General features: G+C 50.6%; 21 protein-coding genes. 11 read left to right on the top strand and 10 right to left on the bottom strand.

The window, feature by feature from the left end; translation table 11 throughout:
• From H6F86_RS23400 to rnhA, 3 genes are all read right to left on the bottom strand, one after another.
• Window positions 1-122: IS1 family transposase (locus H6F86_RS23400; protein WP_190446062.1), on the bottom strand; the 122-nt coding region annotated here is incomplete at its 3' end.
• A gap of 92 nt (window positions 123-214) precedes the next feature.
• Complete coding sequence (locus H6F86_RS23395; RefSeq protein ID WP_190451820.1) at window positions 215-493, bottom strand: hypothetical protein; 279 nt, start codon at window positions 491-493, stop codon at window positions 215-217.
• Between the two features lie 230 nt (window positions 494-723).
• A complete protein-coding gene (gene rnhA, locus H6F86_RS23390; protein ID WP_190451817.1) occupies window positions 724-1218 on the bottom strand; it encodes a ribonuclease HI in 495 nt (164 codons plus the stop codon).
• Between the two features lie 225 nt (window positions 1219-1443).
• On the opposite strand from rnhA, the gene H6F86_RS23385 reads away from it, so the two are divergent.
• Window positions 1444-3501: a DNA polymerase III subunit gamma/tau gene (locus H6F86_RS23385; RefSeq protein WP_190451815.1), complete on the top strand. Its 2058-nt coding sequence runs from the start codon at window positions 1444-1446 to the stop codon at window positions 3499-3501.
• Here the strand turns inward: H6F86_RS23385 and H6F86_RS23380 are convergent.
• The 5 genes from H6F86_RS23380 to H6F86_RS32945 form a co-directional block, all read right to left on the bottom strand.
• Window positions 3498-4397: an ABC transporter ATP-binding protein gene (locus H6F86_RS23380; RefSeq protein WP_190451813.1), complete on the bottom strand. Its 900-nt coding sequence runs from the start codon at window positions 4395-4397 to the stop codon at window positions 3498-3500. The two genes, H6F86_RS23385 and H6F86_RS23380, sit on opposite strands and share 4 nt — an antisense overlap.
• 5 nt (window positions 4398-4402) lie before the next feature.
• Window positions 4403-5209, bottom strand: coding sequence for an ABC transporter permease (locus tag H6F86_RS23375; protein ID WP_190451811.1), 807 nt, complete (start codon window positions 5207-5209; stop codon window positions 4403-4405).
• Between the two features lie 209 nt (window positions 5210-5418).
• The gene (locus H6F86_RS23370) at window positions 5419-6201 is read right to left on the bottom strand and encodes a fatty acid desaturase (protein WP_199305452.1); all 783 of its coding nucleotides are present in this window, start codon (window positions 6199-6201) and stop codon (window positions 5419-5421) included.
• Window positions 6202-6462: 261 nt separating this feature from the next.
• Entirely contained in the window at window positions 6463-8322 is a 1860-nt protein-coding gene (gene ftsH4, locus H6F86_RS23365) for an ATP-dependent zinc metalloprotease FtsH4 (RefSeq protein ID WP_190451808.1), read from the bottom strand.
• Window positions 8323-8435: 113 nt separating this feature from the next.
• Entirely contained in the window at window positions 8436-8561 is a 126-nt protein-coding gene (locus H6F86_RS32945; RefSeq protein ID WP_277881704.1) for a hypothetical protein, read from the bottom strand.
• A 278-nt stretch (window positions 8562-8839) separates the two neighbouring features.
• On the opposite strand from H6F86_RS32945, the gene H6F86_RS23360 reads away from it, so the two are divergent.
• The 4 genes from H6F86_RS23360 (at window position 8840) to H6F86_RS23345 (ending at window position 13314) form a co-directional block, all read left to right on the top strand.
• Window positions 8840-9853, top strand: a complete 1014-nt coding sequence (locus tag H6F86_RS23360) for a TOBE-like domain-containing protein (protein WP_190451804.1) — start codon at window positions 8840-8842, stop codon at window positions 9851-9853.
• Between the two features lie 103 nt (window positions 9854-9956).
• The gene (locus H6F86_RS23355; RefSeq protein WP_190451803.1) at window positions 9957-10925 is read left to right on the top strand and encodes a hypothetical protein; all 969 of its coding nucleotides are present in this window, start codon (window positions 9957-9959) and stop codon (window positions 10923-10925) included.
• A 287-nt stretch (window positions 10926-11212) separates the two neighbouring features.
• Entirely contained in the window at window positions 11213-12313 is a 1101-nt protein-coding gene (locus tag H6F86_RS23350; protein ID WP_190451801.1) for an alkene reductase, read from the top strand.
• Window positions 12314-12519: 206 nt separating this feature from the next.
• A complete protein-coding gene (locus H6F86_RS23345) occupies window positions 12520-13314 on the top strand; it encodes an SDR family oxidoreductase (RefSeq protein WP_190451799.1) in 795 nt (264 codons plus the stop codon).
• 26 nt (window positions 13315-13340) lie between these two features.
• Here the strand turns inward: H6F86_RS23345 and H6F86_RS23340 are convergent, their stop codons facing one another.
• The gene (locus H6F86_RS23340; protein WP_347240974.1) at window positions 13341-14234 is read right to left on the bottom strand and encodes a LysR family transcriptional regulator; all 894 of its coding nucleotides are present in this window, start codon (window positions 14232-14234) and stop codon (window positions 13341-13343) included.
• Window positions 14235-14336: 102 nt separating this feature from the next.
• On the opposite strand from H6F86_RS23340, the gene H6F86_RS23335 reads away from it, so the two are divergent.
• From H6F86_RS23335 to H6F86_RS23320, 4 genes are all read left to right on the top strand, one after another.
• The gene (locus H6F86_RS23335) at window positions 14337-14624 is read left to right on the top strand and encodes a hypothetical protein (RefSeq protein ID WP_190451824.1); all 288 of its coding nucleotides are present in this window, start codon (window positions 14337-14339) and stop codon (window positions 14622-14624) included.
• Window positions 14621-15271, top strand: coding sequence for a glutathione S-transferase family protein (locus H6F86_RS23330; RefSeq protein WP_190451797.1), 651 nt, complete (start codon window positions 14621-14623; stop codon window positions 15269-15271). Before H6F86_RS23335 ends, H6F86_RS23330 begins: the two co-directional genes overlap by 4 nt.
• A gap of 497 nt (window positions 15272-15768) precedes the next feature.
• Window positions 15769-16650, top strand: a complete 882-nt coding sequence (locus tag H6F86_RS23325) for a transporter substrate-binding domain-containing protein (protein WP_190451795.1) — start codon at window positions 15769-15771, stop codon at window positions 16648-16650.
• A gap of 95 nt (window positions 16651-16745) precedes the next feature.
• Complete coding sequence (locus H6F86_RS23320) at window positions 16746-18653, top strand: ATP-binding protein (protein WP_190451794.1); 1908 nt, start codon at window positions 16746-16748, stop codon at window positions 18651-18653.
• Window positions 18654-18885: 232 nt separating this feature from the next.
• Here H6F86_RS23320 and H6F86_RS23315 read toward each other — a convergent pair whose 3' ends face one another.
• Window positions 18886-20511, bottom strand: coding sequence for a WG repeat-containing protein (locus tag H6F86_RS23315; RefSeq protein WP_190451792.1), 1626 nt, complete (start codon window positions 20509-20511; stop codon window positions 18886-18888).
• A gap of 326 nt (window positions 20512-20837) precedes the next feature.
• Between H6F86_RS23315 and H6F86_RS23310 the strand changes: the two genes are divergently transcribed.
• Together H6F86_RS23310 and H6F86_RS23305 are read left to right on the top strand one after the other, a co-directional pair.
• Window positions 20838-22673 carry an iron uptake porin gene (locus H6F86_RS23310; RefSeq protein ID WP_190451790.1) on the top strand — a complete coding sequence of 612 codons (1836 nt, stop codon included), beginning with the start codon at window positions 20838-20840 and terminating at the stop codon, window positions 22671-22673.
• A 168-nt stretch (window positions 22674-22841) separates the two neighbouring features.
• The coding region (locus tag H6F86_RS23305) for a cache domain-containing protein (protein ID WP_347240971.1) at window positions 22842-24076 on the top strand (1235 nt) is incomplete at its 3' end.

Below are 24076 nucleotides of genomic sequence, written 5' to 3'. Positions count from 1 at the left end.
TTCTTCGTCGGTTGTTCGATGAACTGTCGTCCGCAGTCGTGGCATTTGAACCGTTGTTTACCATTGTGGATACGTCCGTTCTTGACCGTTTTGACGGACGCACAAAGGGGGCAGGCAGGCATAGGAGGAGAACAACTCTACTTCTCTATCATTACATCTTGAGCACTACCTACCTTCTTTCTCAGAAAGCTCCTAGCAACTAGCTCATGACTGTCTAATCAACCCGTTCGAGCTGCCAGAGAATCTGGTTGCCTTCGCGCCTGACGCGCGATACTACCCAGTTTCGCCAAACCCAGTTGTCACCCCGACTTGTAACGGCGCTGGCGTTGACATCCATCAGGTCGGCTAGTTCCGAGCTAGTGATTAAGTAGCCCTTGCTCGAAAATTCGTCGGCGAAGTGTAGCGTGTCTACCAGGTCACGCAGTTGGGCAACTCTAATTTCGCGCGGCAGGTTATCGATCGCATCAGTCTGAGCGTGCGAATGAGCATCCATCGTGGGATTTACTACCTATTGCTACTGGCTTGATGGTTAAAGAAAATTTTATGGTGACTAGAGCTTAACCCTGCAATGAGCAAGGGGTTTTAAAACTAGACTCCAATCTTAAGATACTGCGATGAATCAAAAGGTTTGGTACAAAACTGTTGGGTTAAAACATGAGCCTTTACAAAAATTGGCTTTTCGTAAAGTTGCTTAACAAAGAGACGCTCTTTTGCTGTTGGTAGCTAGAGCGTCCGTTGCCACTCCGGTAGCTGCTTGAGGTCAGGCACTTTACCAAGCGAAAAGGCTCGGGCGATCGTGTCACAGCGTTCGTTACCGACATTGCCAGTATGTCCGCGTACATAGCGCCACTGAATCTGCTTCGTATTAAGCACATCTAACTGCTGCCACAGTTCAGGGTTTAGTACCAGTTTGCCAGTCGAGGTTTTCCAGCCTTTTTTCTTCCAGCCATGAATCCACTGCGTAATGCCGTTTTTAACGTATTCGCTATCGGTATATAGCTCGATCGGCTCTGTATAGCCAACGGTCTTGAGAAACTGGAGGGCGGCGATTGCCGCCTGCATCTCCATCCGATTATTGGTTGTGTGTGCCTCAGCTCCACCCATTTCATGTACCGAGCCGTCGGCAAAATAAACGACTGTGCCCCAACCGCCCGGACCAGGATTGCCAGAACATGCGCCGTCAGTATAAATTGATTGGATTTTTGGGCAGTCAGCCATGAGTATGCGATTATCAAATGACTCCTCAGGTTAACATACAGACGCTCATGGCAAAGGGCTCTTCAGCTTTCAGCTTACGTTTGTCACCTTCCTGCCTAGAGCAGCCTGATCGCTACCCTACAAACTCAACTTTGATCGGATGGTTTAACTCTAAGCAGCAAAAGTAGTTCATATGTTCGCAGTAGCTATCGCTTACGCTAGAGAATAGAACGTTGCTGTAGACCGATGACCTATCAACCGCTACATCACAAATATCGTCCGCAAACCTTTAGTGATCTGGTAGGGCAGGAGGCGATCGCCACTACGCTCACCAATGCTCTACACCAGCAACGGATTGCACCGGCTTACCTTTTTACCGGCGCAAGAGGCACGGGCAAAACGTCCAGTGCGCGTATTCTGGCAAAATCACTCAATTGTCTGGCGTACGAGGTGCCAACGGAGCAGCCCTGCGGTGTGTGCGAAGTTTGCCAGTCGATCGCCAAAGGTTCGGCGCTAGACGTAATTGAAATTGACGCTGCCAGCAATACAGGCGTAGACAATATGCGAGAGCTGATTGAGCGATCGCAGTTTGCGCCTGTGCAATGCCGCTACAAAGTGTATGTGGTGGATGAATGCCATATGCTCAGCACTGCGGCGTTTAATGCGTTGCTGAAGACTCTTGAGGAACCGCCCAACCGAGTCGTGTTTGTGCTGGCAACCACTGATCCGCAACGGGTATTGCCAACCATTATTTCGCGCTGTCAGCGGTTTGATTTCCGACGCATTCCACTGATGGCGATCGTGCAGCATCTCACAACGATCGCAGCTAAAGAAGCGATTTCGATTACCCAAGAGGCGATCACCCTGGTTGCCCAGATCTCTCAGGGTGGGCTGCGTGATGCCGAAAGCCTACTGGATCAGCTTAGTTTGCTAGAAAGTGAGGTATCCGTTGATAAAGTCTGGGATCTGGTTGGGTCAGTGCCAGAGCGCGATTTGATGGACTTGCTGGAGGCGATCGCTCAAGACAATCCCGAAACTCTGCTTGATAGCGTTCGGCGGTTGATGGATCGGGGGCGCGAACCGCTGATTGTGCTGCAAAACCTCGCCAGCTTTTATCGGGATCTGCTGATTGCCAAAACGGCTCCAACTCGCAACGATCTGGTAGCACTGACACCACCGACATGGGCAGCTCTTTGTAGCTTTGCCCAAGCCCTGGATGTGCAGACGATCCTGGCGGGTCAGCAACAGCTTCGCAGCAGCGAGGATCAGATTAAAAGTACGACTCAACCAAGGCTCTGGCTAGAAGTCACGTTGATGGGCTTGCTGCCATCAGCGGTCAGTAGTCAGCGGTCAGCCGTTAGCGCTCAGCAGTCAGCAGTCAGCAGTCAGCAGTCAGCAGTCAGCAGTCAGCAGTCAGCAGCAAGTGGGCAAACAGCTAGTCCATCGCAGGCGGCTAATGGGGGAGCAGCAGTACGTCCACCTATACCGGCAGCAACACCTTCACATACTGAGGCACTCGTGCCAAACGTAGCAGAAACCGAAGTTCCTGCGATTGAGAAGCCTCTGCCAGTCAGCCGTCCTGCCGAGGTGTCAGCAGCATTACCAGTTGCAACGAGCCAACCAGCCAGCTATCAGGGCAGTAATCTCAGTGAAACCTGGCAGCAAATTCTGAGTCATATTGACCTGAAGGGCACCCGCGCTATGTTGAGCGTAAATTGCCACTTACTGAGCCAGAATGATGATGAAATTCTGGTCGGCGTGAAGGCTCAAAGTATGATCAAGATGATCACGGGCATGATTCCGCAGCTTGAGAAAGCGTCTGCCAAAGCCTTTAAGACAAAAGTTAAAGTTGCACTCCAGGTTGTAGAAGCGACGCCTCAGGTGGCTCAAACAACGCCTCCGCCAGAAACCGTCGATCGGCTACCGTCTTCTGACACCGATCGTCCTGCACCAGCCAACGCATCCATGTATGGGCAAGCAACCAGTGGGCAGGCAACTGGTTTTTCTCAGCCCAATCAACCAGGCGCAGACTTTCCGCCGAAACCCACTAACCGCGTTGCCGAAGGATCTGTTAGTGATTCTCCTCCGTTGTCTACCTCTGAGCGCTGGCAGCAAGAAGACGAAGTAACCCTCGCTGCCAAACAACTAGCTGATTTCTTTGGCGGCAGAGTAGTCGATATGAGTGACAGTGACACCGTAGCAGAAGCCCCCAAGCTAGCCGAAATGGACGCAGCTAGCCTTAAAGCTAAAGCAACAGAAGAACCAGAAGAAGATTTAGATTCAGACGACGATGTACCGTTTTAATTCATGCCATTCTTTAGCACTTCGTCGTAGATGTGTTCAAGGCGTACAGGTTGACGGGCGATCGACTCTAAGGGAATGCCATCAAAACGATCAATAAGATCCTTCATTTCTAGTGCTTCTGGGAGCCAAAAGGCAAGGTCATCACCATAGCGCCGACAGGGAAAGCCGAGGGTTTGGGCGCGGGCGATCGCTTTGTCTTCAGCAGTTGTTCGCACCACCACAATTTCTTGGGCAGCAATACATTGCCGCAGAGATGCAAGGCTACCCTCTGCTACAAGACAGCCCTGCTTAAGGATGCCAAGACGATCGCACAAGCGCTCCGCTTCGTCTAACAAATGTGTGGTAAGCAAAATGGTCATGCCCTGGTTCTGCAACTGTCGAATGAGCCGCCAGAGTTCGATCCGTGCTTCAATATCTAGCCCAGTGGTTGGTTCATCTAAAATCAAGAGTTTGGGGTTATGCACCAGCGCGATCGCTACACTCAGGCGACGTTTCATGCCACCACTTAAGGTCTCAGCAAGACTCTTGGCGCGCTCCAGCAAACCGACAGATTCTAGGCAAGCAGGTACCTGTATACGGCGTTGCTGCCGTGAGATTCCGTAGAGCCGTGCAAAAAAATGTAAATTCTCTTCGCAGGTCAAGCAAGCGTATTGCAGGTTCTCTTGCGGTACTAAGCCAATTAAGGATTTCGTTGCGTCCGAAAGGGGACGATCGCAGATCGTGACGCTACCACTATCAGCTTGCAGTAAATGACAAAGAATACGGATTGTTGTGGTTTTTCCGGCTCCGTTAGGTCCCAGCAAGCCATACACCTCACCAGGGGCAAGATTCAAATTCAAATTATGTAAAACCGCTTTTTGACCGTAAGCTTTGCACAAATTGGCAATTTGCAGCATAAACGCTACCGCCTCCTCTCGCTGTTAAGCATCTGACGATACGTTAGCCAGCCCACGCATACCATCACGCTTGCAAAGCCAACCAAAAACCATAGGTGCGGTGCAAGATCACCTCGATCGCTGTCTTGTGCGATCGCCAACGCCTCAATCATGTGGTAGATCGGGTTGAATTGAGCCAGGTCTCGTAAGGCTACGGGAAAAAACTCGATTGGAATAAAGGCACCACTTAGTAAGAGTAAGGGCACGCCCAGCGCCGCTATTAGCGCGTTCACATCTTCAGTACGGCGAGCCAGCTTTGCCCCAATGCAAAAGCCAGTGCCAACATATGCCACCATGCTCAAACTGATAATTAGTAAACCTAAAGGCAGCGAACCCGTAAATTCAACACCAAATTCAGCACCCGTGAGGATAGCGATCGCGTATACCAGCAGCATTTGCCCCAGCCCGATCGCCCCATACGCTAAGAAAATCCCCATAAAGTAAGACGCACCCCGCAGTGGCGAAATCAGTAGCTGTTTCAGTGTCCGCTGTTCGCGTTCTGCCACGATCGTCGCGATACTACCACCCAAACAGCTAAAGAACAGCGCCGTGCCAACCAGACAAGGAGGAACTGCCTGGGCAAAGGCAGCAGCAGTAGAAAGCTCCGATCGCTCACTCAAAATTAGGCTATTAACAATCAAAATCGAAGCTGGAAAAATCGCCCAACAGATGAGGCTGACTTTGCGCCGCCATAATTCCAACAAAATCCGCTGCGCGATCGCGGTCGTGCCCAACCAGTCACGGGTTAACGATCGTTTTGTTTGTCCTTGCATAGGCTACTGTAGTGCTGTGAAAAAAAGGGAAGAATCTGGCTGTTGTTGGCAAGGACAATTAAATGGTTGCTAGCAAGCAAAATACCCGTAGGGGCAGTTTAACAACAAGGTGAGCGGCAACGGTAAAGGCTCTAGCAGAACGCGCCTTTCTCAACAGGACGTAGGCTCGGTTTTAAGCGTTAATTGATCGATAAGGGCGGCTGCTACCCCTACCTTGATTCAGCAGCGTTACGTTTTGTGCCCGTCTGACTTATGTTTGGCAGTTGCCACCAGGGCACATGAGGATATTCATGATGTTCTCGGTGATAGCCAAAGTGGTAGCAGGTAAGCAGTGACCAAACATATGGGCGGTAGACACTGTTCGCCCGAAAGGGATTTTGATAGCCGTTCAGTGGTTCGCGGTGCACCAAAAACGTGCCGAAATAGAAAAGCTGTGCCGAACTTAAGAGCGATGGCACTGCCCAAAACACAATTAAGTTCACTTCAGAAACGTGCAGCACGCGACTTAGAAAGTGATACGTGCCTGTAATAGCGAGAAACTGCCACCCACTCCAGTAACGATGCATAAACCGTGCATACCAAAGCAGTCCATGCGTGTCTTTGCCATTGTGGAAATCAGGGTCGTTCTTACTAGCAGGATACTGATGGTGCTGCCAGTGCGCCTTGCGTAGCTTCCGATAGGGCAACCAGCCATAGAGAAGCAATGCCAGGAAGCCGATACCGTGGTTGAGCTTAGGATGCTGTGGCACAACACAGTTATGCATCGCATCATGAGCCGTGATAAATAAGCCAGCGTAAAGAAACGTTTGCCAAAGTACAGCGAGCAGCAGCAAAGGCAAAGGCTGCTCGTCTAACCGGAGTAACACTATTAAACTGGTGAGCCAGACCATGATAATGGTGCCCGCGATCGCTAGCCCTCCATAACCGTTGTTATGCGGGGTGGCTTGCGTTGATCGCCCAACCTGGTACAGATCGTCTTCGAGTAAAGTCAAACGTTGCTCCAGCACTAAAGCGTACATTCGTCTAACACTGTAATGCTTTAGTACGAAAGATTACAAATAGTTAAGCAAATTTGCCTTAATCCTACGCTTTCTTCTTACCCAGATTTCTAGGGTTTTAGCAATTCGATCGTTCCAGCAACCTAAACAAAAACGTAGGGACAAACAGCTGTTCATCCCTACGTTTTTGCATCACCATGCATTTGTTACCAATATTGCCTGCTGTCATCGGCACCGCAGGCTTCTCTTGCTGCTCTACGCCGCTGCTGCGACCTGATCTAGCAGGCTATGCAACGTCTTGCCTTCGATAACCTCTGTTTCCAGAAGCTGATTCGCGATCGTCTCCAGCAAATCGCGATTGGACTTGAGGATATCTAGCGCTTGTTGGTGAGCCGTTTCCACAATTTCTCTCACCTCACGATCGATCGCTTGCGCTGTTTCTTCACTCATGGCTTGTCGCGGATTCGGCGCGCCATCGTTTAGGAATGCAGCTTGCTGCGGTCGTTGGTAGGCTAGAGGACCCAGCACCGTGCTCATGCCATAGGTGGTCACCATGCGCTCTGCAAGGTCGGTTGCCCGCTGCAAATCGTTCGTGGCACCAGTGGTAATGCTGCCAAAGACAACTTCCTCAGCCGATCGTCCACCAAGCAAGGTCGCAATTTGACCCCGCAGTTCCGCTTCGTCCATAAGAAATCGATCTTCTGTTGGGAGTTGTAGCGTGTAGCCTAACGCCGCCATGCCACGGGGAACGATCGAGATTTTCTCTACCTTCCCGCCGCCAGTCATCAAAGAGCCAACGAGCGCGTGACCCACTTCGTGATAAGCGACAATCTTCTTCTCTTTGTCGTTGAGTACACGGCTTTTCTTTTCTAACCCTGCCACAACGCGTTCGATCGCTTCTGCGAAATCTTCTTGTGCAACCGTTTGGCGCTGGTTTCGCGCTGCCAACAGTGCTGCTTCGTTGACCAGATTTGCTAGATCGGCTCCTGCAAAGCCAGGGGTGCGTGTGGCGATCGCTTTCAAATCAACATCTGTACCCAGCTTGACTTTTTGAGCATGGATCTTGAGAATCAACTCACGTCCTGGTAGATCTGGGCGATCAACCAGCACTTGACGGTCAAAGCGACCTGGACGTAGCAATGCAGGGTCTAGAACTTCAGGACGGTTCGTCGCTGCCAGTACAATCACTGTCGCCTCACCAACGGCAAAGCCATCCATTTCGGCAAGCAACTGGTTCAGCGTTTGCTCCCGTTCGTCGTTACCGCCGTAAAAGCCACCGCTATTACGAGACTTACCGATCGCATCCAATTCATCAATGAACACAATGCAGGGAGCCTGTTTCTTCGCCTGCTCAAACAGATCCCGCACACGCGAAGACCCTACGCCTACAAACAGTTCCACAAACTCAGAGCCAGAAATGCTAAAGAACGGTACGCCTGCCTCGCCTGCCACCGCTTTTGCTAGCAGCGTTTTGCCTGTCCCTGGTGGACCAACCAACAGTACCCCCTTTGGAATCCGTGCCCCAATTTGGGTATAGCGCCCTGGAGCCTTCAAGAAATCGACAATTTCAACCAGCTCAGTCTTCGCTTCTTCAACCCCTGCCACATCAGCAAAGGTAACTTTTTCTGATTCACCTTCTACATATACTTTGGCTTTGCTCTTGCCGATCGACAGCACGCCTTGCGGTCCACCGCCACCGCTACGTCGGATGAAAAACTGCCAGATGCCTACAAAAATCAGGGGTGGAATCACCCAGCTTAAAAGGCTACCAATCCAACCATTTTTGGGTGGTGGCGCAGCCGCAAACTCAACGCCTTTTTCCTCTAGCAATGTGGGTAAGCCTAGATCAAAGATAGGTGTCGTTGTAAACACTTGCCCAGGCTGCTCATCACTCGCTTTTAATTGAAATTGAATCTGGTTTTGACCAACTTGCGCTCGTTGAACTTCACCTTCCTGAACTTGGTGGATGAAGAGGCTATACGGTACTCCAGGAATCTGCGGTCCTAAGATGACAGGCAGTACAAAGTTTGCAATCAACGATAACCCAATGAGCACCAGGAAGATGTTGCTGATCAGTCTGGAGCGTGGCGGAGTCGGTTGTTCTTTAATCGGCATGGTTTATCTGAAAGTCCTAAAAAGTGATGCGGTACTGTCTGTGTGTAAAAGCCTAAAGTACCTGCACTCCAGCGTCTTCTAACTGTGGAAGGAGTGTGCTCGTTGCGAGGTAATTAGAGCCGCAAGATGGAAAAAGCGCTACCTCTCGCTGCTTGCGGTTTACCATCAACCAATACCTGGTTATAAGAAATTGCTACAAACGACAGCTCCAAAAGTTGTACGGCGGTATTTTGGGTCAAAACGCTCGACCTAAACAAGTAGCCTTTTGTGCTGCTCTAGCAAGGTTAGACAGTAACGCCCTATAAACAAATGTAACAAATTATTTACATAGCTGACGGTTTTCGATCGCCGACCCACTTTTTTCTCACTCTGATGCTGCGGGTATCAGCGACAAACTTTTATCAAAAAATAATTTATTCTGCTTAACTTACACCCAGGATGTGCTAAAACTACGGTATCTCAATCAAAAAACAGGGTTTTGGTCAGTTTCATTTTCTAGCAGCTAGGAGCTTAGACCGTGGGGATTACCGTTGAAAATGTATCAAAGCAGTTCGGCACATTCAAGGCTGTTGACGAAGTCAGCGTTGAAATCAAGACGGGCTCGCTAGTTGCTTTGCTGGGACCATCAGGCTCAGGCAAATCAACGCTACTGCGGTTAATCGCTGGGCTAGAAAAGCCTGACAGCGGCAAAATCTTGCTGACTGGCAAAGATGCAACAAGCGCTAGTGTGCAAGACCGCCATGTCGGGTTCGTCTTTCAGCATTATGCCTTGTTTAAGCACTTAACCATTCGCAAAAATATTGGTTTTGGTCTCGAAATTGCTAAGTGGAAAAAGAGTCGGATTGACGATCGCGTGAATGAACTGCTGGATCTGGTGCAGTTGCGAGGCTTGGGCGATCGTTATCCCTCTCAACTTTCGGGTGGGCAACGGCAGCGTGTGGCGCTTGCTCGGTCATTGGCGATCGAACCAAATGTCCTGCTGCTCGATGAACCATTCGGTGCGCTGGATGCCAAGGTACGCAAAGATCTTCGTGTTTGGCTGCGGCATCTTCACGACAAAGTGAATGTCACCACTGTGTTTGTCACGCATGATCAGGAAGAGGCAATGGAGGTTTCTGACGAATTGGTGGTGATGAATCACGGCAAGGTTGAGCAGGTTGGCAGTCCGGCTGAAATCTACGATCATCCGGCAACGCCTTTCGTGATGGGCTTTATTGGTCCTGTTAATGTATTGCCCAGCCACTCCCAAATCTTTCAGAGCAATGGTATTGACCCAACGCGCTCTGAAACCTTTTTGCGCCCTCACGATATTCTGATCGAAACGGTGCCTGAAGCAGCAAGCGCCCCAGCAACCCTTGAGCGCCTGGTGCATTTGGGCTGGGAAATTCAGGCAGAATTAACGCTGGAAGATGGACAGGCGGTTAACGTCTTTCTTACACGCGAAAAGTTTGATGAATTAAACTTGAAACCCAAACAACGGGTTTACCTGAAGCCGAAAAAGGCAAAGTCGTTTGTCCTTCAGGATGCTTGAGAAACGCACCACTTAATGGCTGACTCGTGATTAAGTGATAGCAGTCCTTCTGTAAGATGGCTGGAGGATCTACTTACAGGCTACTCCAGCATTATCATCACGAATGGCAAGAGCACGCAAGCTAGAAGAGGCACTAGCGGCACTAAGCCAACTCGCTGACCTAACCACTGAGGCAGCGATCGCTACGCTGCGACAGACGCTAGCAGGCAAATATGGCGTTGCTATTGCTCAGGCGAGCCGTCTTATTTGCAAGGCTGAAATCTATAGTTTGGTGCCCGATCTCGTTAGCTCCTTCGGTCGTTGCATAGTCAAGCCTGAAACGACTGATCCCGGATGCCTTGCTAAAACGGCGATCGCCGAAGCGCTGTATCATCTGGACTACCGCGAGGAAGCACTGTTTCTGCAAGGTATTCGTCATCTGCAGATGGAGCCGGTATGGGGCGGCAAGGAGGATACGGCTCCAGCGTTACGAAGCGTCTGCGCCTTAGGTTTGGTGCGGATGAATTACCCGCAGATGTTGAGCGAACTTGCCGATTTGTTAGCGGATGCTAAAGCCGAAGCACGCATTGGGGCAGCACGAGCGATCGCCTATACTAACAATCCCGAAGCTGCACCACTGCTGCGGTTACGGATTCTGGTCGGTGATGAGCCACAGGTCTTTTCAGAGTGTCTGCTGGCGCTGCTCAAATTAACTCCAGTCGCAGCGTTACCGCTGGCTATACGGTTTCTTGATCCGCCAGTCGATCCACTTGTTCCGCAACGCGCTACTGAAATCGCAGCAATGACGGCTCTGGCACTGGGCGAATCACGTTTACCAGAAGCTTTTGACCCGCTGCGGCGCTGGTGGGAACGATCGCGTGATGACGAACGACGCCAAACCGCTTTGCTGGCAATCGCGATGCTGCGGCATGACGAACCACTCGACTTTCTCTTAGCGATCGTTGCTCAAGGACGGCCTCAAGATGCAACCGATGCGATCGCGGCTCTCAGTCTCTATCAGCAGGATGCGGTCTTGTGGCAGCGTGTCTGCCAAACGATGTCGCAGCGTCAGAATGGCAGTGAACCAAGCTAGCAGATGGCACTAGCTATGATTGACCCTTTTTTGACGTTGAGACTTTCACAGTTGGGCGAACGATCGTCACTGCTAGACAACTTGCGTACTTGCACGATCAGCTCATTCGCAGTTATAGTTTAATAGTTCGAGAATCCTGAACAATTAAATAAAGTGATTCTGTATACCTTAGAAAGGTATTGGTGTTGTTTGGTCACGCTACGTCAAATGCAATACGCCTCTAACGACTCCCACAGCTGCAAAACCGCTGTTGTTTATAACTGATTCATCCACTCTGGAAATGCACTATGAGCGCTAACGCGAATCTGTTTTCACCGTTCCAACTGGGTCCCTATACGCTGCCCAACCGTATTGTCATGGCACCGCTGACCCGCAATCGTGCTGGCAACGGCAATGTGCCAACTGCGCTCAACGCTACCTACTATGTTCAGCGAGCCTCAGCAGGATTGATCATTGCAGAAGCAACGCAAGTAACCCCTTCTGGGCAAGGTTATCCAGCAACTCCGGGCATCCATTCACCAGAACAGGTTGAAGGCTGGAAGCTGGTGACAGAGGCAGTCCATAACCACGGCGGACGGATCTTCTTGCAGCTTTGGCACGTGGGACGAATTTCGCATCCTTCGTTGCAACCCGACGGGGCACTGCCTGTTGCGCCTAGCGCGATCGTCCCTGCTGAAGGTACAGCCTCTACTTACGAGGGTTCTAAACCTTATGTCACTCCGCGTGCCCTGGAAATAGATGAGCTACCCGGCATTGTTGAGCAATATCGTCAGGGTGCTGCAAATGCCCTAGCTGCTGGTTTTGATGGTGTTGAAATTCACGGAGCCAATGGCTATCTGCTCGATCAATTTTTGCGCGATGGCACCAACAAGCGCACCGATGCCTACGGGGGCAGTATTGAAAACCGTGCCCGCTTATTGCTAGAAGTTACCGCAGCCGTTGTTGATGTTTGGGGCGCCGATCGTGTCGGTGTCCGTCTTTCACCTAGCAGCACCTTCAACAGTATGTCGGACTCTGATCCAAAGGCGACGTTTAGTTATGCGATCGAGGCGCTTAATCAGTTTGGGCTGGCGTATCTGCACCTGCTAGAACCCAGCGAAGCGGATGCCCGTCACGGTGGCGCCCTGATTCCAACGTCGTATTTCCGTCCCATCTTTAAAGGCACACTGATGACTAACTGGGACTACGATCGCGACAAAGCTAACGCTGCGATCGCTAGCGGCGATGCCGATCTGGTGTCCTTTGGTAAGCTCTTTATCGCGAATCCCGATTTGCCAGAGCGCTTCCGAATTAATGCGTCACTGAATGCACCTGATCCATCAACGTTTTATGGTGGTGGTGAACAGGGCTATATTGATTACCCAGCACTTGAACTCCAAACACGCTAGGGCAAGAGAGCAGCAATCACTGTTGAGTTGAAGCTTATATAGGTGGATGGGTCGATGGCTCGTCCACTTAGCCAGACTCAGGTGTCCATCTGCATGAATAAAGCGCAGCCAAAAACGCAAAACGAGTGAGCGCTTTAATCCATCTACCTAGCTTTGCAAAATTTCCACCACGATTACCCCTATCCTGCCTTTTTGGAGATGCGATTATGGACTTGAAATTAGCAGGCAAGACGGCCTTAGTCAGTGGTTCCACTGGTGGCATTGGGCTGGCGATCGCTCAGGCGCTTGCTCAGGAAGGCGCGTCAGTGATCATCAATGGGCGTTCGGAGGAGCGCGTTAAGCAGGCGATCGACACCATTAAAGCGTCTATGCCAGATGCCAGCCTATCTGGTGCTGCGGCTGACCTGTCCACGCGTGAGGGCGCGGAGCAACTTTTCCAGCAGGTGCCCACGATCGATATCCTCGTGAATAACCTGGGAATCTTTGAGCCAAAAGCGTTTGGAGACATTACGGATGAAGATTGGCTGCGCTTTTTTGAAGCAAATGTCTTGAGTGGGGTGCGCTTAAGCCGCCAGTACTTGCCTCAAATGTTAGAACGCGACTGGGGACGGATTATCTTCATCTCTAGCGAATCAGCAGTGCAAATTCCAATCGAAATGATTCATTACGGGATGACCAAAACGGCGCAATTAGCGATCGCTCGTGGTTTAGCTGAAATGACTGTCGGCACTGGTGTCACGGTCAACTCTGTCCTACCAGGACCGACTCGCTCTGAAGGCGTGGGCGATTTTGTTACCCAAATGGCAAACGATCGTGGTGTCACGGTGGATCAAATTGAAAAGGAATTTTTTGAGTCCGTTCGCCCCTCCTCACTCATACAGCGTTTTGCCACTGTTGAAGAAGTTGCTGCTCTAGTAACGTATGTCTCCAGCCCAGTGTCATCTGCAACAAACGGTGCTGCTCTGCGGGTTGATGGCGGTGTCGTGCGATCGATTCTCTAATCGTTCTGACAGTCGCTTTACCCTTCTTAAGTAATGGTCGCTAGACGTTGAAAATCAAAGGTTTTTAAGGTGTCAAGAAAGGCGAAAACGGCTGGAGTGTGGAGCGCTTCAGCAACCGTAGCGACACCAATTACCCGTTTCAAAGGCGCTGGCAGTGGATAGACGTGCAGCGAAGAGGGAATTGGCTCTGCTGCCAGCCGAGGCAAGATTGCTGCCCCCAAACCTTGCATTACCATACTGACAATAGTCGAGTCTTCTTGAATGCCGCTGGCGGTGTTCATAGGGGGAGCGATCGTGGTCAAATGTTGGTGCAGCAAGCGCCCACAGGGTAGGCATGGCAAAAGAATCAGCGCGTAAGCAGCTAACTCATCCCAAGTCAGGTGAGTGCCTCTAACACAAGCACTAGGAGGCAGCAGCACAACATAGTCATCGCGCACGAGTTCCCAAACCTCAAACTCTGGACTCGTTGGCAAATAGGTAATGCCAATATCGGCACGCCCATCCCGCAGCGTCTGCTCAATATCCAGGTAGTCAGGACGTTCGATGATAGTGATGCCAATGTTAGGAAAGCGATCGCGAAACCGGGCAATCACTACTGGCAGTAGATGGGTTGCCACACTACGAAACGAAGCAATCCGCACTTGTCCACCGTCCAGCCCCTTTTGTAGGTTGGCTTCTTTCTGCATCAACTCTAGATGCTGCAACGACTGACGGGCATGGGCAACAATGCGTTCTCCAGCAGCCGTCAAGACAGCACCCCGACGACCTCTGGCAAAGAGAGTTACTCCCAATTCGGCTTCAAGAGTGGCGATCGCATGGCTAATCGCTGGCTGGGATAGATTCAACTCTAAAGCTGCTTCACTGAAGTTGCCATAATCTGCAACTGCCACAATGGCTCGGAGTTGAGAAAGCTTCATCATTTCTATAAATCCTATCTATAGAAGCTATACACACCATCATTTGATTGTCAATCTGAGCACTGCTAGCCTACAGGACACAGATTCATTTTAAGAAATCCTTCTATGAACAACATTGAGTCATGTTTGCAAGCAGAGATATTAGGTGCAGTAAAGGGCACGATCGTTGCGCCCCATCACCGTTTCTGGTCAGATTTATCTTTCTGTCAGCGGCTCTGGTCGTCTATCGCTCAGATGCTGTCTCGCACGGCTGAACTGTGCGTTTGGCAACGCCTCGATCGCTTTGGTAATCGCTACTGGTCCGCTTATGACCCTGCAACAGGACGATCAAACACCTCTGGCTCTGAAGCTGAGATGAAAGCCTGGATTGAGGAGCTTCGTTACCAAAAATGACCCTTACACTTATCATTGGCAACAAAAACTACTCGTCTTGGTCACTTCGTCCCTGGTTAGCAATGCGACAATTTGGGGTTGCATTCAACGAGGTTCAAATTGCGCTTTACACTCCAGAATCCCGTCAACAAATCCAACGCTATTCACCTGCCGGAAAGGTGCCTGTGCTTTTGGATGGCACGATCGCGGTTTGGGATTCTCTGGCAATCTTTGCCTATTTGGTTGAGCAATTTCCAAACTTGCCCTGGTTGCCAAAAGCCAAAGCAATACGCGCGATCGCTTACTCCATTAGCGCTGAAATGCACTCCGGTTTTCAGGCTTTACGGCACCATATGCCGATGAACTGCCGTGCCAAATTTCCCGGCAAAGGCATGACCGCTGCTGTGCAGACCGACATCGATCGCATTACAGCTATCTGGCGCGAGTGTAGGCAATTATGCGGCGAGCATGGATCAATGCTTTTCGGTCAATTCACGATCGCCGACGCAATGTTTGCCCCCGTTGCCTTACGGTTCGTCACCTATGACGTTTGTTTAGATGCTGTTTGTAGCCAGTATGTTCAAGCAATTCTTGCACTGCCAGCTATGCAGGACTGGCTTAAAGCTGCTGAAGTGGAAGCAGAGACACTGCCTAACTTTAACTATTAGCATTCAGCAACATTAAAGGATCGATCGCTAACTTTATATCTAAACGATCTAGAGATAATTTTGTTGGTTAATTGCCAGGTAGACATTAGTCCAGAGTCACTAGTACATCCTCAAAAACGGTTTCTCTTTAGCTACTCACTGCTCCCATGTACCGAGCGATTGCAGTCAGCGCAACTTGCCCACTTGATCACAGGTCTTCGACTGTTCTGACCATTCGTGCAACAGTGGTTTCGTGCCATCCTCAACTCATCTCAAAGTACTACGGCTCACGTCACACAAGCGTCTGAATTCACGATCCGATCGATGCTCTAACTTGATAAATCGTCTCACTACGTCTCGCTTTCACTTCGATCCGAAAAGCTACCGCCTTTTGCTTATTGAGCTTGCAAGCGTCACACCTTCTTCCTCTTGGTGCAGGCGGTCTACTGCACCATTGGTGACAACACACCTGGTTAGGGCACTCTCTAGAAAGAAAGTGTTCCCAGTGCCTTAATGCTATGACCATTCGTAGACGTTTTTTTCTCCAGGCGGGTGCAGGTACATTGTTTGCCTCCATGATGCATGGCTGCGTCAAAGCACCCCAGGACAGGTCGGTTTTCAACGTCGATACAACGCTGCTGAACCAAATCAAAAAACGCGGCTATTTGCTTGTTGCGACCGAAGACGACTATCCGCCGTTTGAGTTTTTGGTGAACGGTAAGCCAATTGGTTTTGATCACGCCTTACTCGATCGCCTCAAAAAGGTCGTACCGTTTGAAATTCGGCAAGAAATTCTACCCTGGCAGGGCATTCTTCCAGGCGTAGCAGAGGGTAAATATGATGTTGCGCTCACAGCCGCTGGCATTACGGATGAGCGGTCAAAATGGCTAGACTTTACTATGCCGATCGCTGAATCTTCGATCGCTTACATCAAACGCAAAGATGACGCCTCAATTCAGTCGCTACGCGACCTTACGGGCAAAACATTAGGGGTGCAACAGGGCGGCGTTTCGTTGGCGGCTATCCCTGATCTTGCTGCCACACTAAAGCAACACAAGGGCACATTAGGACAGGTGCGGCAGTATCGAGGTTTTGCAGAAGCCTATCAAGACTTACTCAATCAGCGGGTGGACGCAGTGTTGCACAACATCGTCTCGCTCTCGGTGTTGGTGAACGAAAAACCTGCCATCTTTGAGCTGGGTGAGCGTGTGAGCCGTAAAGCCTATGCTGCCTGGGCAGTGAAAAAGGGCAATCAAGGGTTGCTCGACCTGCTGAATCACTTTCTTAATAACCTGCGGGAAACCGGTGAACTTGAACCGCTGCAAGCAAAGTGGCTCAAAATTACCTTTGAAAATTTACCGACGCAACCGCTTTTACCAGGCGATCGTTCCATACAGTAGCAGACCCTTCTTCACTGGTCTCATCCCCTTAAACCAACCTCATCCCCTTCATTGGAGAAAGCTGGCGTCACAAGCTTGCTTTTCACAGTAACGCTATGCAACTGGTTAAAAACGTCTCTAAATTACAACACACTCTTTTAGCACGGCTCCTGATTGGCGGTACAACCTTAGCTGTAAGCCTGGGAGCCTACTTCAGTTACCAGGCTGTTCGTAACGTCATGCTGGAAAGCCTGAAGAAAAACGCTTTTTTGGAAGTGCAGCAAGGTGGGGATAATATCGATCGCTGGCTGGCAAATTTGAAAGTGCATATCGAAACGCTGGCTCAGACAACGCCAGTAAAATCGATGCGTTGGTCCACTGTCGAGCCATACCTGAAAGCAGAGGTTCTGCGCTTTGGTGACATTTACGCACTGGCACTTGCCAAACCCGATGGTCAGCGTGAGGTGACTGGCGGCACCCCTGCCCAAATCAGCGATCGCGCTTTTTTCCAAAAGGCAATAGCAGGGCAAACAAACGTGAGCGACCCGCTGATTAGTCGGGCAGCTAATATTCCAACCATTGCTGTTGCAACCCCGGTTCGACAGACCTTTGACACCACCAGTAAGCCTCTTGGCGAAATGCATAGCCTGGTGCGGCTCGACCGGATCTCACAAGTGGTCGATACCGTCAAATATGGTGATCACAGCTATGCCTTTGCGCTCGATTCGCAGGGAAATGTGATTGCTCATCCAAATCCAGCCTTTATTCCAACACCTGCAAACCCATCTTTTAACCTGGTTCAGACTGCCGATCAGCACCTAGCATCGATCGCGCAACGACTGGCAAAGCGCCAACAGGGTATTGAGTTATTGCCACTCGACGGCACCCAAAAATACATCGCGTATTTGCCCCTTAAAGAAGCCGATTGGTCCATTGCACTGGTCATTCCCCGCGAAAATATTGAAGCACAACTGCGATCGCTCGACATTATTGCCTTTGTAGTCGCTGGCTTGGCAACCACCATGCTAGCTGTACTCTGGCGAGTGCAAACGCTCGAACAAAAGCAGCTTAAAAAAGCCAATGAGCGTCTGGAACATCATGTAACAGAACGCACTGCTACCTTGTCAGCCACGCTAGAGCAACTCCAACGATCACAACTTCAACTGATTCAAAGTGAAAAGATGTCGGCTCTGGGTGGGTTAGTGGCTGGGGTCGCCCACGAGATTAACAATCCGGTCAATTTCATCTACGGTAACGTTACCCACGCTAATGAATATGTGCAAGACCTGTTCAAACTCCTACGGCTTTACCAAAAACATCATCCTCAGCCTCATATGGAAGTGAGCTTGTGTGCCGACGCGATCGACGTTGAATTTCTGACTGAAGATTTGCCTAAAATTCTTACCTCTATGCGGATGGGTGCCGATCGCATTCGTCAGATTGTGCTGTCACTGCGTAATTTTTCGCGCCTTGACCAGGCAGAAATTAAACCCGTTGACATTCATGAAGGCATCGACAGTACTTTATTAATCTTGCAACATCGTCTTAAAGAAAGCCGCCATCGCGCAGGTGTGCAAGTGCTCAAAGACTATGGCGATTTACCCCTAATTGAATGCTACGCTGGGCAACTCAATCAGGTGTTCATGAATATTTTTAGCAATGCCCTAGATGCCTTGAAAGACCGGGAAAAGCACTACGACGAGGCGGCTTTGGAACAGTCTCGCAGCCAAATTCACATCACCACGCAGCGCTATGGCACAGACCACGTTCGAGTTCGCATTGCCGATAATGGCTTAGGTATGCCCCAAGCGGTGCAGCAACGTATCTTTGATCCCTTTTTTACCACAAAGCCTGTTGGCAAAGGCACAGGTATGGGAATGTCAATCAGTTACCAGATCATTTGTGAAAAGCATCGTGGGCTCATCTGGTGCGAATCGACACCTGATAAGGGAACGACCTTTTGGCTTGAAATTCCCATCCAGCAAAACGTCCAACTCAATCACGCTAATGCTGAGGCGGCATAGCTTGAACGTTTCTAGGGTATGGTCAAACGAAGCCGGACGATCGATCGCCCGACTTGTCTGCTGCTATACAAAGGCGAGAGGTGATGATGAGTCTGAGCTAACAGCGGTCGAGTCAAAACCGCTATCAAAGCACAGAGTCTATGCGCTTGGGTCTCACAACGTCGGGTTGGTAAAACGGCGTTACAAAAAATTCGGCAATTGCATATTGCGCCGCAACAGTTAGTACAGATGCCTAACGTGACTCTGGCAATGCCACTTGAATGTAACCCCACTTGCCGCCCTGAAGTTGGCTGGAATAAGAGCAGCCGTCGCTGTTAGTGCAGCCCGTTTGCACTCGTGTCCAGGTGCCACCCACATTCACTCGGACCATACCATTTGAGATGCGGTCTGCCTCTACAAACTGAGTGGCGATCGCAGACTTCCCTGTGCGATCGATAAAGCCAGCCTGCTCACCTCGGCGGACCATCGCAATGCCTCCGGAGAAGGGCGTCGCTACTTGTCCTTGATACTCTGGCTGGGCAAAGAACTGCGGTTGAATGGCAACTCCACCTGTACGGTTGATGTAGCCCCATCGCCCTTCACTATCAAGACCCCGAACAGCCGCTAATCCTTCAGAAAACGGTTCAGCATCGTAAAACTTTGGTGCCAGGACAAAAGCTCCGGTGCGATCGATATAGCCCCATAAAGCACTAGCTGTGGGGGAAGGACGCGTTTTCACAGCGGCTAACCCGTCTGAAAACGCTCTGACTTGCTCAAACTGAGGCTGAATAAGAATTTTCCCCGTTTTGTCGATGAAGCCAGATTGACCATTTACTGAAATCGCAGCTAACCCTTCTGAAAAAGAAGTTATGTAATTAGGTTGAGGCTGAATGACAACTGCTCCAGTTTTGTCAATGAATCCAGTGAGTCCATTTTCAGTACGAAGGGCTGCTAAGCCATCGGAAAAGTCGTCAGGACGGGTGGTAAATTGCAGTGGAATGACAAAGGCTCCAGTGCGATCGATAAAGCCCCATTGGGTTCCTTTTCGCACAGCCGCTAAACCTTCAGAGAACCGCCATGCTTCGTCAAACTGGGGAGCAATTACAATCGCTCCTTGTGCGTTCATGTATCCAGCTTTGCCATTGGAGGCAAAGGCTACTAACCCTTCTGAAAAGCGGTCGTACCCTCCCAGTTCGGGGGGAAGGGTAAACACTGTGCGATCGCCTGCAATGTACCCTAGCGGCACGGTTCGAGGCAGCCCGATCGACTGACACATCAGAGCTGCCACCTCGCCACGAGTCATGGCTTGATTAGGTCGCAGTTGCCGCACATTTGGATAGTTCACCACCAACCGTCCCACAGTTCCCGCCGCAATTGCCTTTCTGGCATAGGCTGGTATCTGTTGAGCGTCGTCAAAATACCGCTGAAGCACAGTTTCCGGCGGTTCCCCACTGCTCATGCGGGTTGCATTGGCGAGAATTGCGATCGCTTGCACTCGGGGAATGGCTTCTGTGGGGCGAAACGTGCCATCGGGATAGCCTGAGAAAAATTCGCGTGCGTAAGCGTTCCGGATGGCTTGATAGCCCCAGAAACTAGAGGGCACATCTCGAAATACTGGAGCACGGCGGGTGGGTTCCACATTCCCAAACGAGTTGAGCATGAGAACGGCAAATTCGGTGCGGGTGACGGTCGCTTGGGGTCGAAACGTGCCATCAGGATAACCACTTACGCGTTTTTGCGTCGCCAGTTGGTCAATGCAGGTGGTTGCCCAATGCGATTGGGTATCGGAAAAAGCAAGGGCGCTGGAAGGCGCTAACGTCCCAGCGATCGTGGCGATTGCTGAAAGGACAAGGATATGGAGCGGTTTAAAGGCAGGCATGCGTACTCAATGCGTCAACGAAGGTATTTGTAACTTCAATGATGATCAATCTTGTTCCGTTGTTTCTGGGTTGACCGACTGGATTTGTGTACGGTGACTTTTTATAGCTGTGGAGACACCTTAGTGTTGTCAAAGCAGCCAAACCAAGCTGGCTTTTCCACCTCAGCAATCCTGATGGCTTGAAGCGGTTACGGAGCAAACTTTCTACAAGTCTGCGACAGAGATGGTTTTATTCAGTGACACGCATTGGTCTCGTTGTCATTTAATTTGACACTGTACACATTCACGTCCGGGTTAAGATTCTAGCTGCATTTATGAGCTAGTGTATGAACGCTTTTTCCCGAACGATCGCTGTCGTCGGTACTGCCATGTTTCTGAGTGGGCAGCCCATCCTAACGATGGCGGCAACCCCCGCACAATTAGAGAGCGAGACACTGCATCAAAACACGGTTCCAGTTTCGCCGACGCAGCCTCAGGCGATCGCTGTTGATCTCTCGCTTGATTCATCTGAAGCAGCAGCGATCGATGGGATGGAGCAAGTCACCTCTATTTCTCAACTTACCGACGTAGAGCTGTCTGATTGGGCATTTCAAGCATTGCAATCCTTGGTAGAGCGGTACGGTTGCATTGTGGGCTATCCTGACAAAACCTTTTTGGGTAATCGTGCGCTCACTCGCTATGAGTTTGCGGCAGGTCTAAAGTCCTGTGTGGATCGAATCGATGAATTGCTTACAAGCAGTACCGCTGATTTAGTGAAAAAAGAAGACCTGCTTGCATTACAGCGGTTGCAGGAAGAGTTTGCTGCGGAACTGGCAACCATTGGGGGACGAGTAGAAGCGCTAGGAACCCGTACCGCAACTTTAGAAAAGCAGCAGTTTTCACCGACAACAAAACTAAATGGTTTAGCCTGGTTTAACTTGACGGGAGCCTTTGCGGGTGGCGATGTCAGGTTTGAAGCCTTACCCAATACACCAGTCGATGCCCGCTTTGTTGGCGGTCGAGATGCAACGGGCAGACCGTTGGTTCAAACTACCGATCGTGCCGAACCCACGCTGAGTGCCCTAACCTGGCTAACCCTTAATACCTCATTCACTGGCAAAGATACGTTGGCAGTACAACTGGCAGCAGGGAATGGCATTTCGTCCATCAACCAATTTGTTTCAGCTGGTTTTTTCGCAACCTATGGCAATCCTTATACAGATCAGACACCTGGGACGGTGCCGGGGCGATCGGATGTCGTAATTCAGGACCTTTACTACAGTTTCCCTCTAACCGATGCCATCAAACTGACTGTTGGACCACGCATCAACTGGTTCAGCTACTTTGATTTCAATCGTTTTACCTTCTTTCTCACCGGGGCTAGCAGCTATGCCTCGATCAGCAGCACCCAGACAAGTGCTACCTTTTGGGGATCGGGAGCCGTTTTAGAGTGGAATATCAATCCAAAATGGCGCTTTGCTGCTGCTTATTTGGGAGAGAGCGTCCCCTATCTACCTGCGTCCTTTGGCTACAATACAGCGAGCAACCCCAGTGCTGGACTCTTTGGTGGCACCTATGCAGCGACTGCCGAGTTGACCTACTCACCCACCGATCAACTGAACCTGCGCTTTCGCTATAACTACACACGCTTGCAGGCGTATGGTGGACAAGTTGGCGGCTCCAATGCGGTTCCTCTGCCCTACGGCTATGTTGATGCGGGTCCAGGCTCCTCGATCTTTGACCCCATTACAGGCTCCGTCACATCCGGTGGGCTAGATTACGCCATCGCCCATACCTTTGCCTTTAATCTGGATTGGTTAATTACCCCTGGCTTTGGCGTTTTTGGGCGTTACAGCTATGGCAATACTAACTTGAAGCCGATCGACCAAGCTGTGAATGTCCAGTCGTTTCAAGTTGGTGTCGCCTTCCCTGATTTGGGCAAGAAAGGGGCACTGGGAGCAATTACGTTTGTGGCACCGATGGATATAGTCAACGGTCGTCAGTACTTTGTCGCTGGTGGTGGTAACGGTGGCACGATTTACGAACTGGAAGCCTCGTATTATTACCCGTTAAACGATCGTCTGGCGATCGTCCCTGCTTTCTATGCCATCTTCAACGCCAATAACTTTGACAGCAATCCCAATCTTTATGTTGGCAACCTGCGGGCTCAGTTCAGTTTCTAGCGGCGGTGTCAGAGGAGGCGTTCAGCAAAATGACTGTTAAGGGTCGGCAAGACGACTGAGCTAACTAGAAGCGAAGGGGGAACCTTAAAGTTAGCTAATCTTTATACAAAAAAATACTTCATGAAGGCGTTCCCCTCTCATAAGCTTCAAGGGCTCTCGCTGCAATTTGTGCTTATCGTACCGTTCGTGCTGCAAATCTTTGGTGCGGTTGGGTTAGTGGGCTACCTCTCGCTGAGAAATGGGCAGCAAGCGGTCAACGAACTATCAGACCAATTGATGGCACGCACGAGCCGTTCGGTAGATCAACATTTGACGTCTTATTTGTCGATCCCTCACAAGTTGAGTCAGATGAACGCGGATGCCGTGCAGATGGGCTTATTGGATGTGCGCGATCGCCAAACTATTGGTAAGTATTTCTGGCATCAGATGCAAGCGTATGACCTGACCTATCTCGGCATTGGGTTAACGACTGGGGCGGGCGTGGGAGCTGCTCGTTATGACAGTAAAACGGTCACGATCGACGATTGGGTAGCCAAGCTTCCAAATAATGTCTCCAACTATGACCTGGATGCTGAGGGCAATCGCCTTCGTGTTAACAGTCGCTTTGATTACGATCTTTTCAAAGAAAGCTGGTACACAGCACCGATCAAAGCAGGGAAGCCCGTTTGGTCACGCATCTACACCTGGAATTCTCCCTACGGTCCCTACATTACCGCTTCTGCGGGACAGCCCCTTTACGATGCCAAACGGCAGTTACTGGGAATGGTTGGTGCCGATATCCATTTGTTGAAACTTAGCGAGTTCTTACAAAATTTAGATGTCACCAAAACTGGACAGGTCTTCATCCTGGAGCGCAGTGGTCTGCTGATTGCCAACTCTGGCAAAGCCCAACCCTTTAAAGTAGTTAAAAATGAAGTGGAGCGGTTAAACGGGAGCGACAGCACCGACGCTACCATCCAAGCCGTTGCCAAACAACTACAGCAGCGCTTCAACGGGTTCGGCACCCTCACGAACGCCGAATTGCAGTTTGATTTTCAGGGTGAACGCCATCACGTGCGAGTGGCTCCCTGGCGCGACCAGTATGGACTGGATTGGTTGGTCGTCGTCAGCGTCCCCGAAAGCGCGTTCATGGGACAAATCAACGCCAACACGCGCACTACCCTACTCCTGTGTTTGGCAGCCCTGGCGGGTGCCACCATTCTCGGCTTCTACACCTCGCGTTGGATCACGCGCCCGATCCTCCGCCTCAGTGCTGCCACGCGGGCGATCGCCGCAGGCGACCTCGACCAACGGGTCGAAGCCAACGGGATTCAAGAACTCAGCAGTCTGTCCCTCTCGTTCAACGCCATGGCTGGACAACTGCGCGACTCGTTCAACGCTCTCGAGGCAAGCAACGCCGAGTT

It is taken from the genome of Phormidium sp. FACHB-592 (genome assembly GCF_014695795.1).
Classification (GTDB): Bacteria; Cyanobacteriota; Cyanobacteriia; order Leptolyngbyales; family Leptolyngbyaceae; genus Stenomitos.
Note: the sequence above shows the minus strand (reverse complement) of the source record. Positions and strands in the feature narration are given on the sequence as shown.

Coding starts and splice junctions, on each gene's coding strand:
- H6F86_RS23395 (WP_190451820.1), bottom strand. CDS start 493: ATGGATGCTCATTCGCACGCTCAGACTGATGCGATCGATAACCTGCCG.
- rnhA (WP_190451817.1), bottom strand. CDS start 1,218: ATGGCTGACTGCCCAAAAATCCAATCAATTTATACTGACGGCGCATGT.
- H6F86_RS23385 (WP_190451815.1), top strand. CDS start 1,444: ATGACCTATCAACCGCTACATCACAAATATCGTCCGCAAACCTTTAGT.
- H6F86_RS23380 (WP_190451813.1), bottom strand. CDS start 4,397: ATGCTGCAAATTGCCAATTTGTGCAAAGCTTACGGTCAAAAAGCGGTT.
- H6F86_RS23375 (WP_190451811.1), bottom strand. CDS start 5,209: ATGCAAGGACAAACAAAACGATCGTTAACCCGTGACTGGTTGGGCACG.
- ftsH4 (WP_190451808.1), bottom strand. CDS start 8,322: ATGCCGATTAAAGAACAACCGACTCCGCCACGCTCCAGACTGATCAGC.
- H6F86_RS23355 (WP_190451803.1), top strand. CDS start 9,957: ATGGCAAGAGCACGCAAGCTAGAAGAGGCACTAGCGGCACTAAGCCAA.
- H6F86_RS23350 (WP_190451801.1), top strand. CDS start 11,213: ATGAGCGCTAACGCGAATCTGTTTTCACCGTTCCAACTGGGTCCCTAT.
- H6F86_RS23345 (WP_190451799.1), top strand. CDS start 12,520: ATGGACTTGAAATTAGCAGGCAAGACGGCCTTAGTCAGTGGTTCCACT.
- H6F86_RS23340 (WP_347240974.1), bottom strand. CDS start 14,234: ATGATGAAGCTTTCTCAACTCCGAGCCATTGTGGCAGTTGCAGATTAT.
- H6F86_RS23335 (WP_190451824.1), top strand. CDS start 14,337: ATGAACAACATTGAGTCATGTTTGCAAGCAGAGATATTAGGTGCAGTA.
- H6F86_RS23330 (WP_190451797.1), top strand. CDS start 14,621: ATGACCCTTACACTTATCATTGGCAACAAAAACTACTCGTCTTGGTCA.
- H6F86_RS23325 (WP_190451795.1), top strand. CDS start 15,769: ATGACCATTCGTAGACGTTTTTTTCTCCAGGCGGGTGCAGGTACATTG.
- H6F86_RS23320 (WP_190451794.1), top strand. CDS start 16,746: ATGCAACTGGTTAAAAACGTCTCTAAATTACAACACACTCTTTTAGCA.
- H6F86_RS23315 (WP_190451792.1), bottom strand. CDS start 20,511: ATGCCTGCCTTTAAACCGCTCCATATCCTTGTCCTTTCAGCAATCGCC.
- H6F86_RS23310 (WP_190451790.1), top strand. CDS start 20,838: ATGAACGCTTTTTCCCGAACGATCGCTGTCGTCGGTACTGCCATGTTT.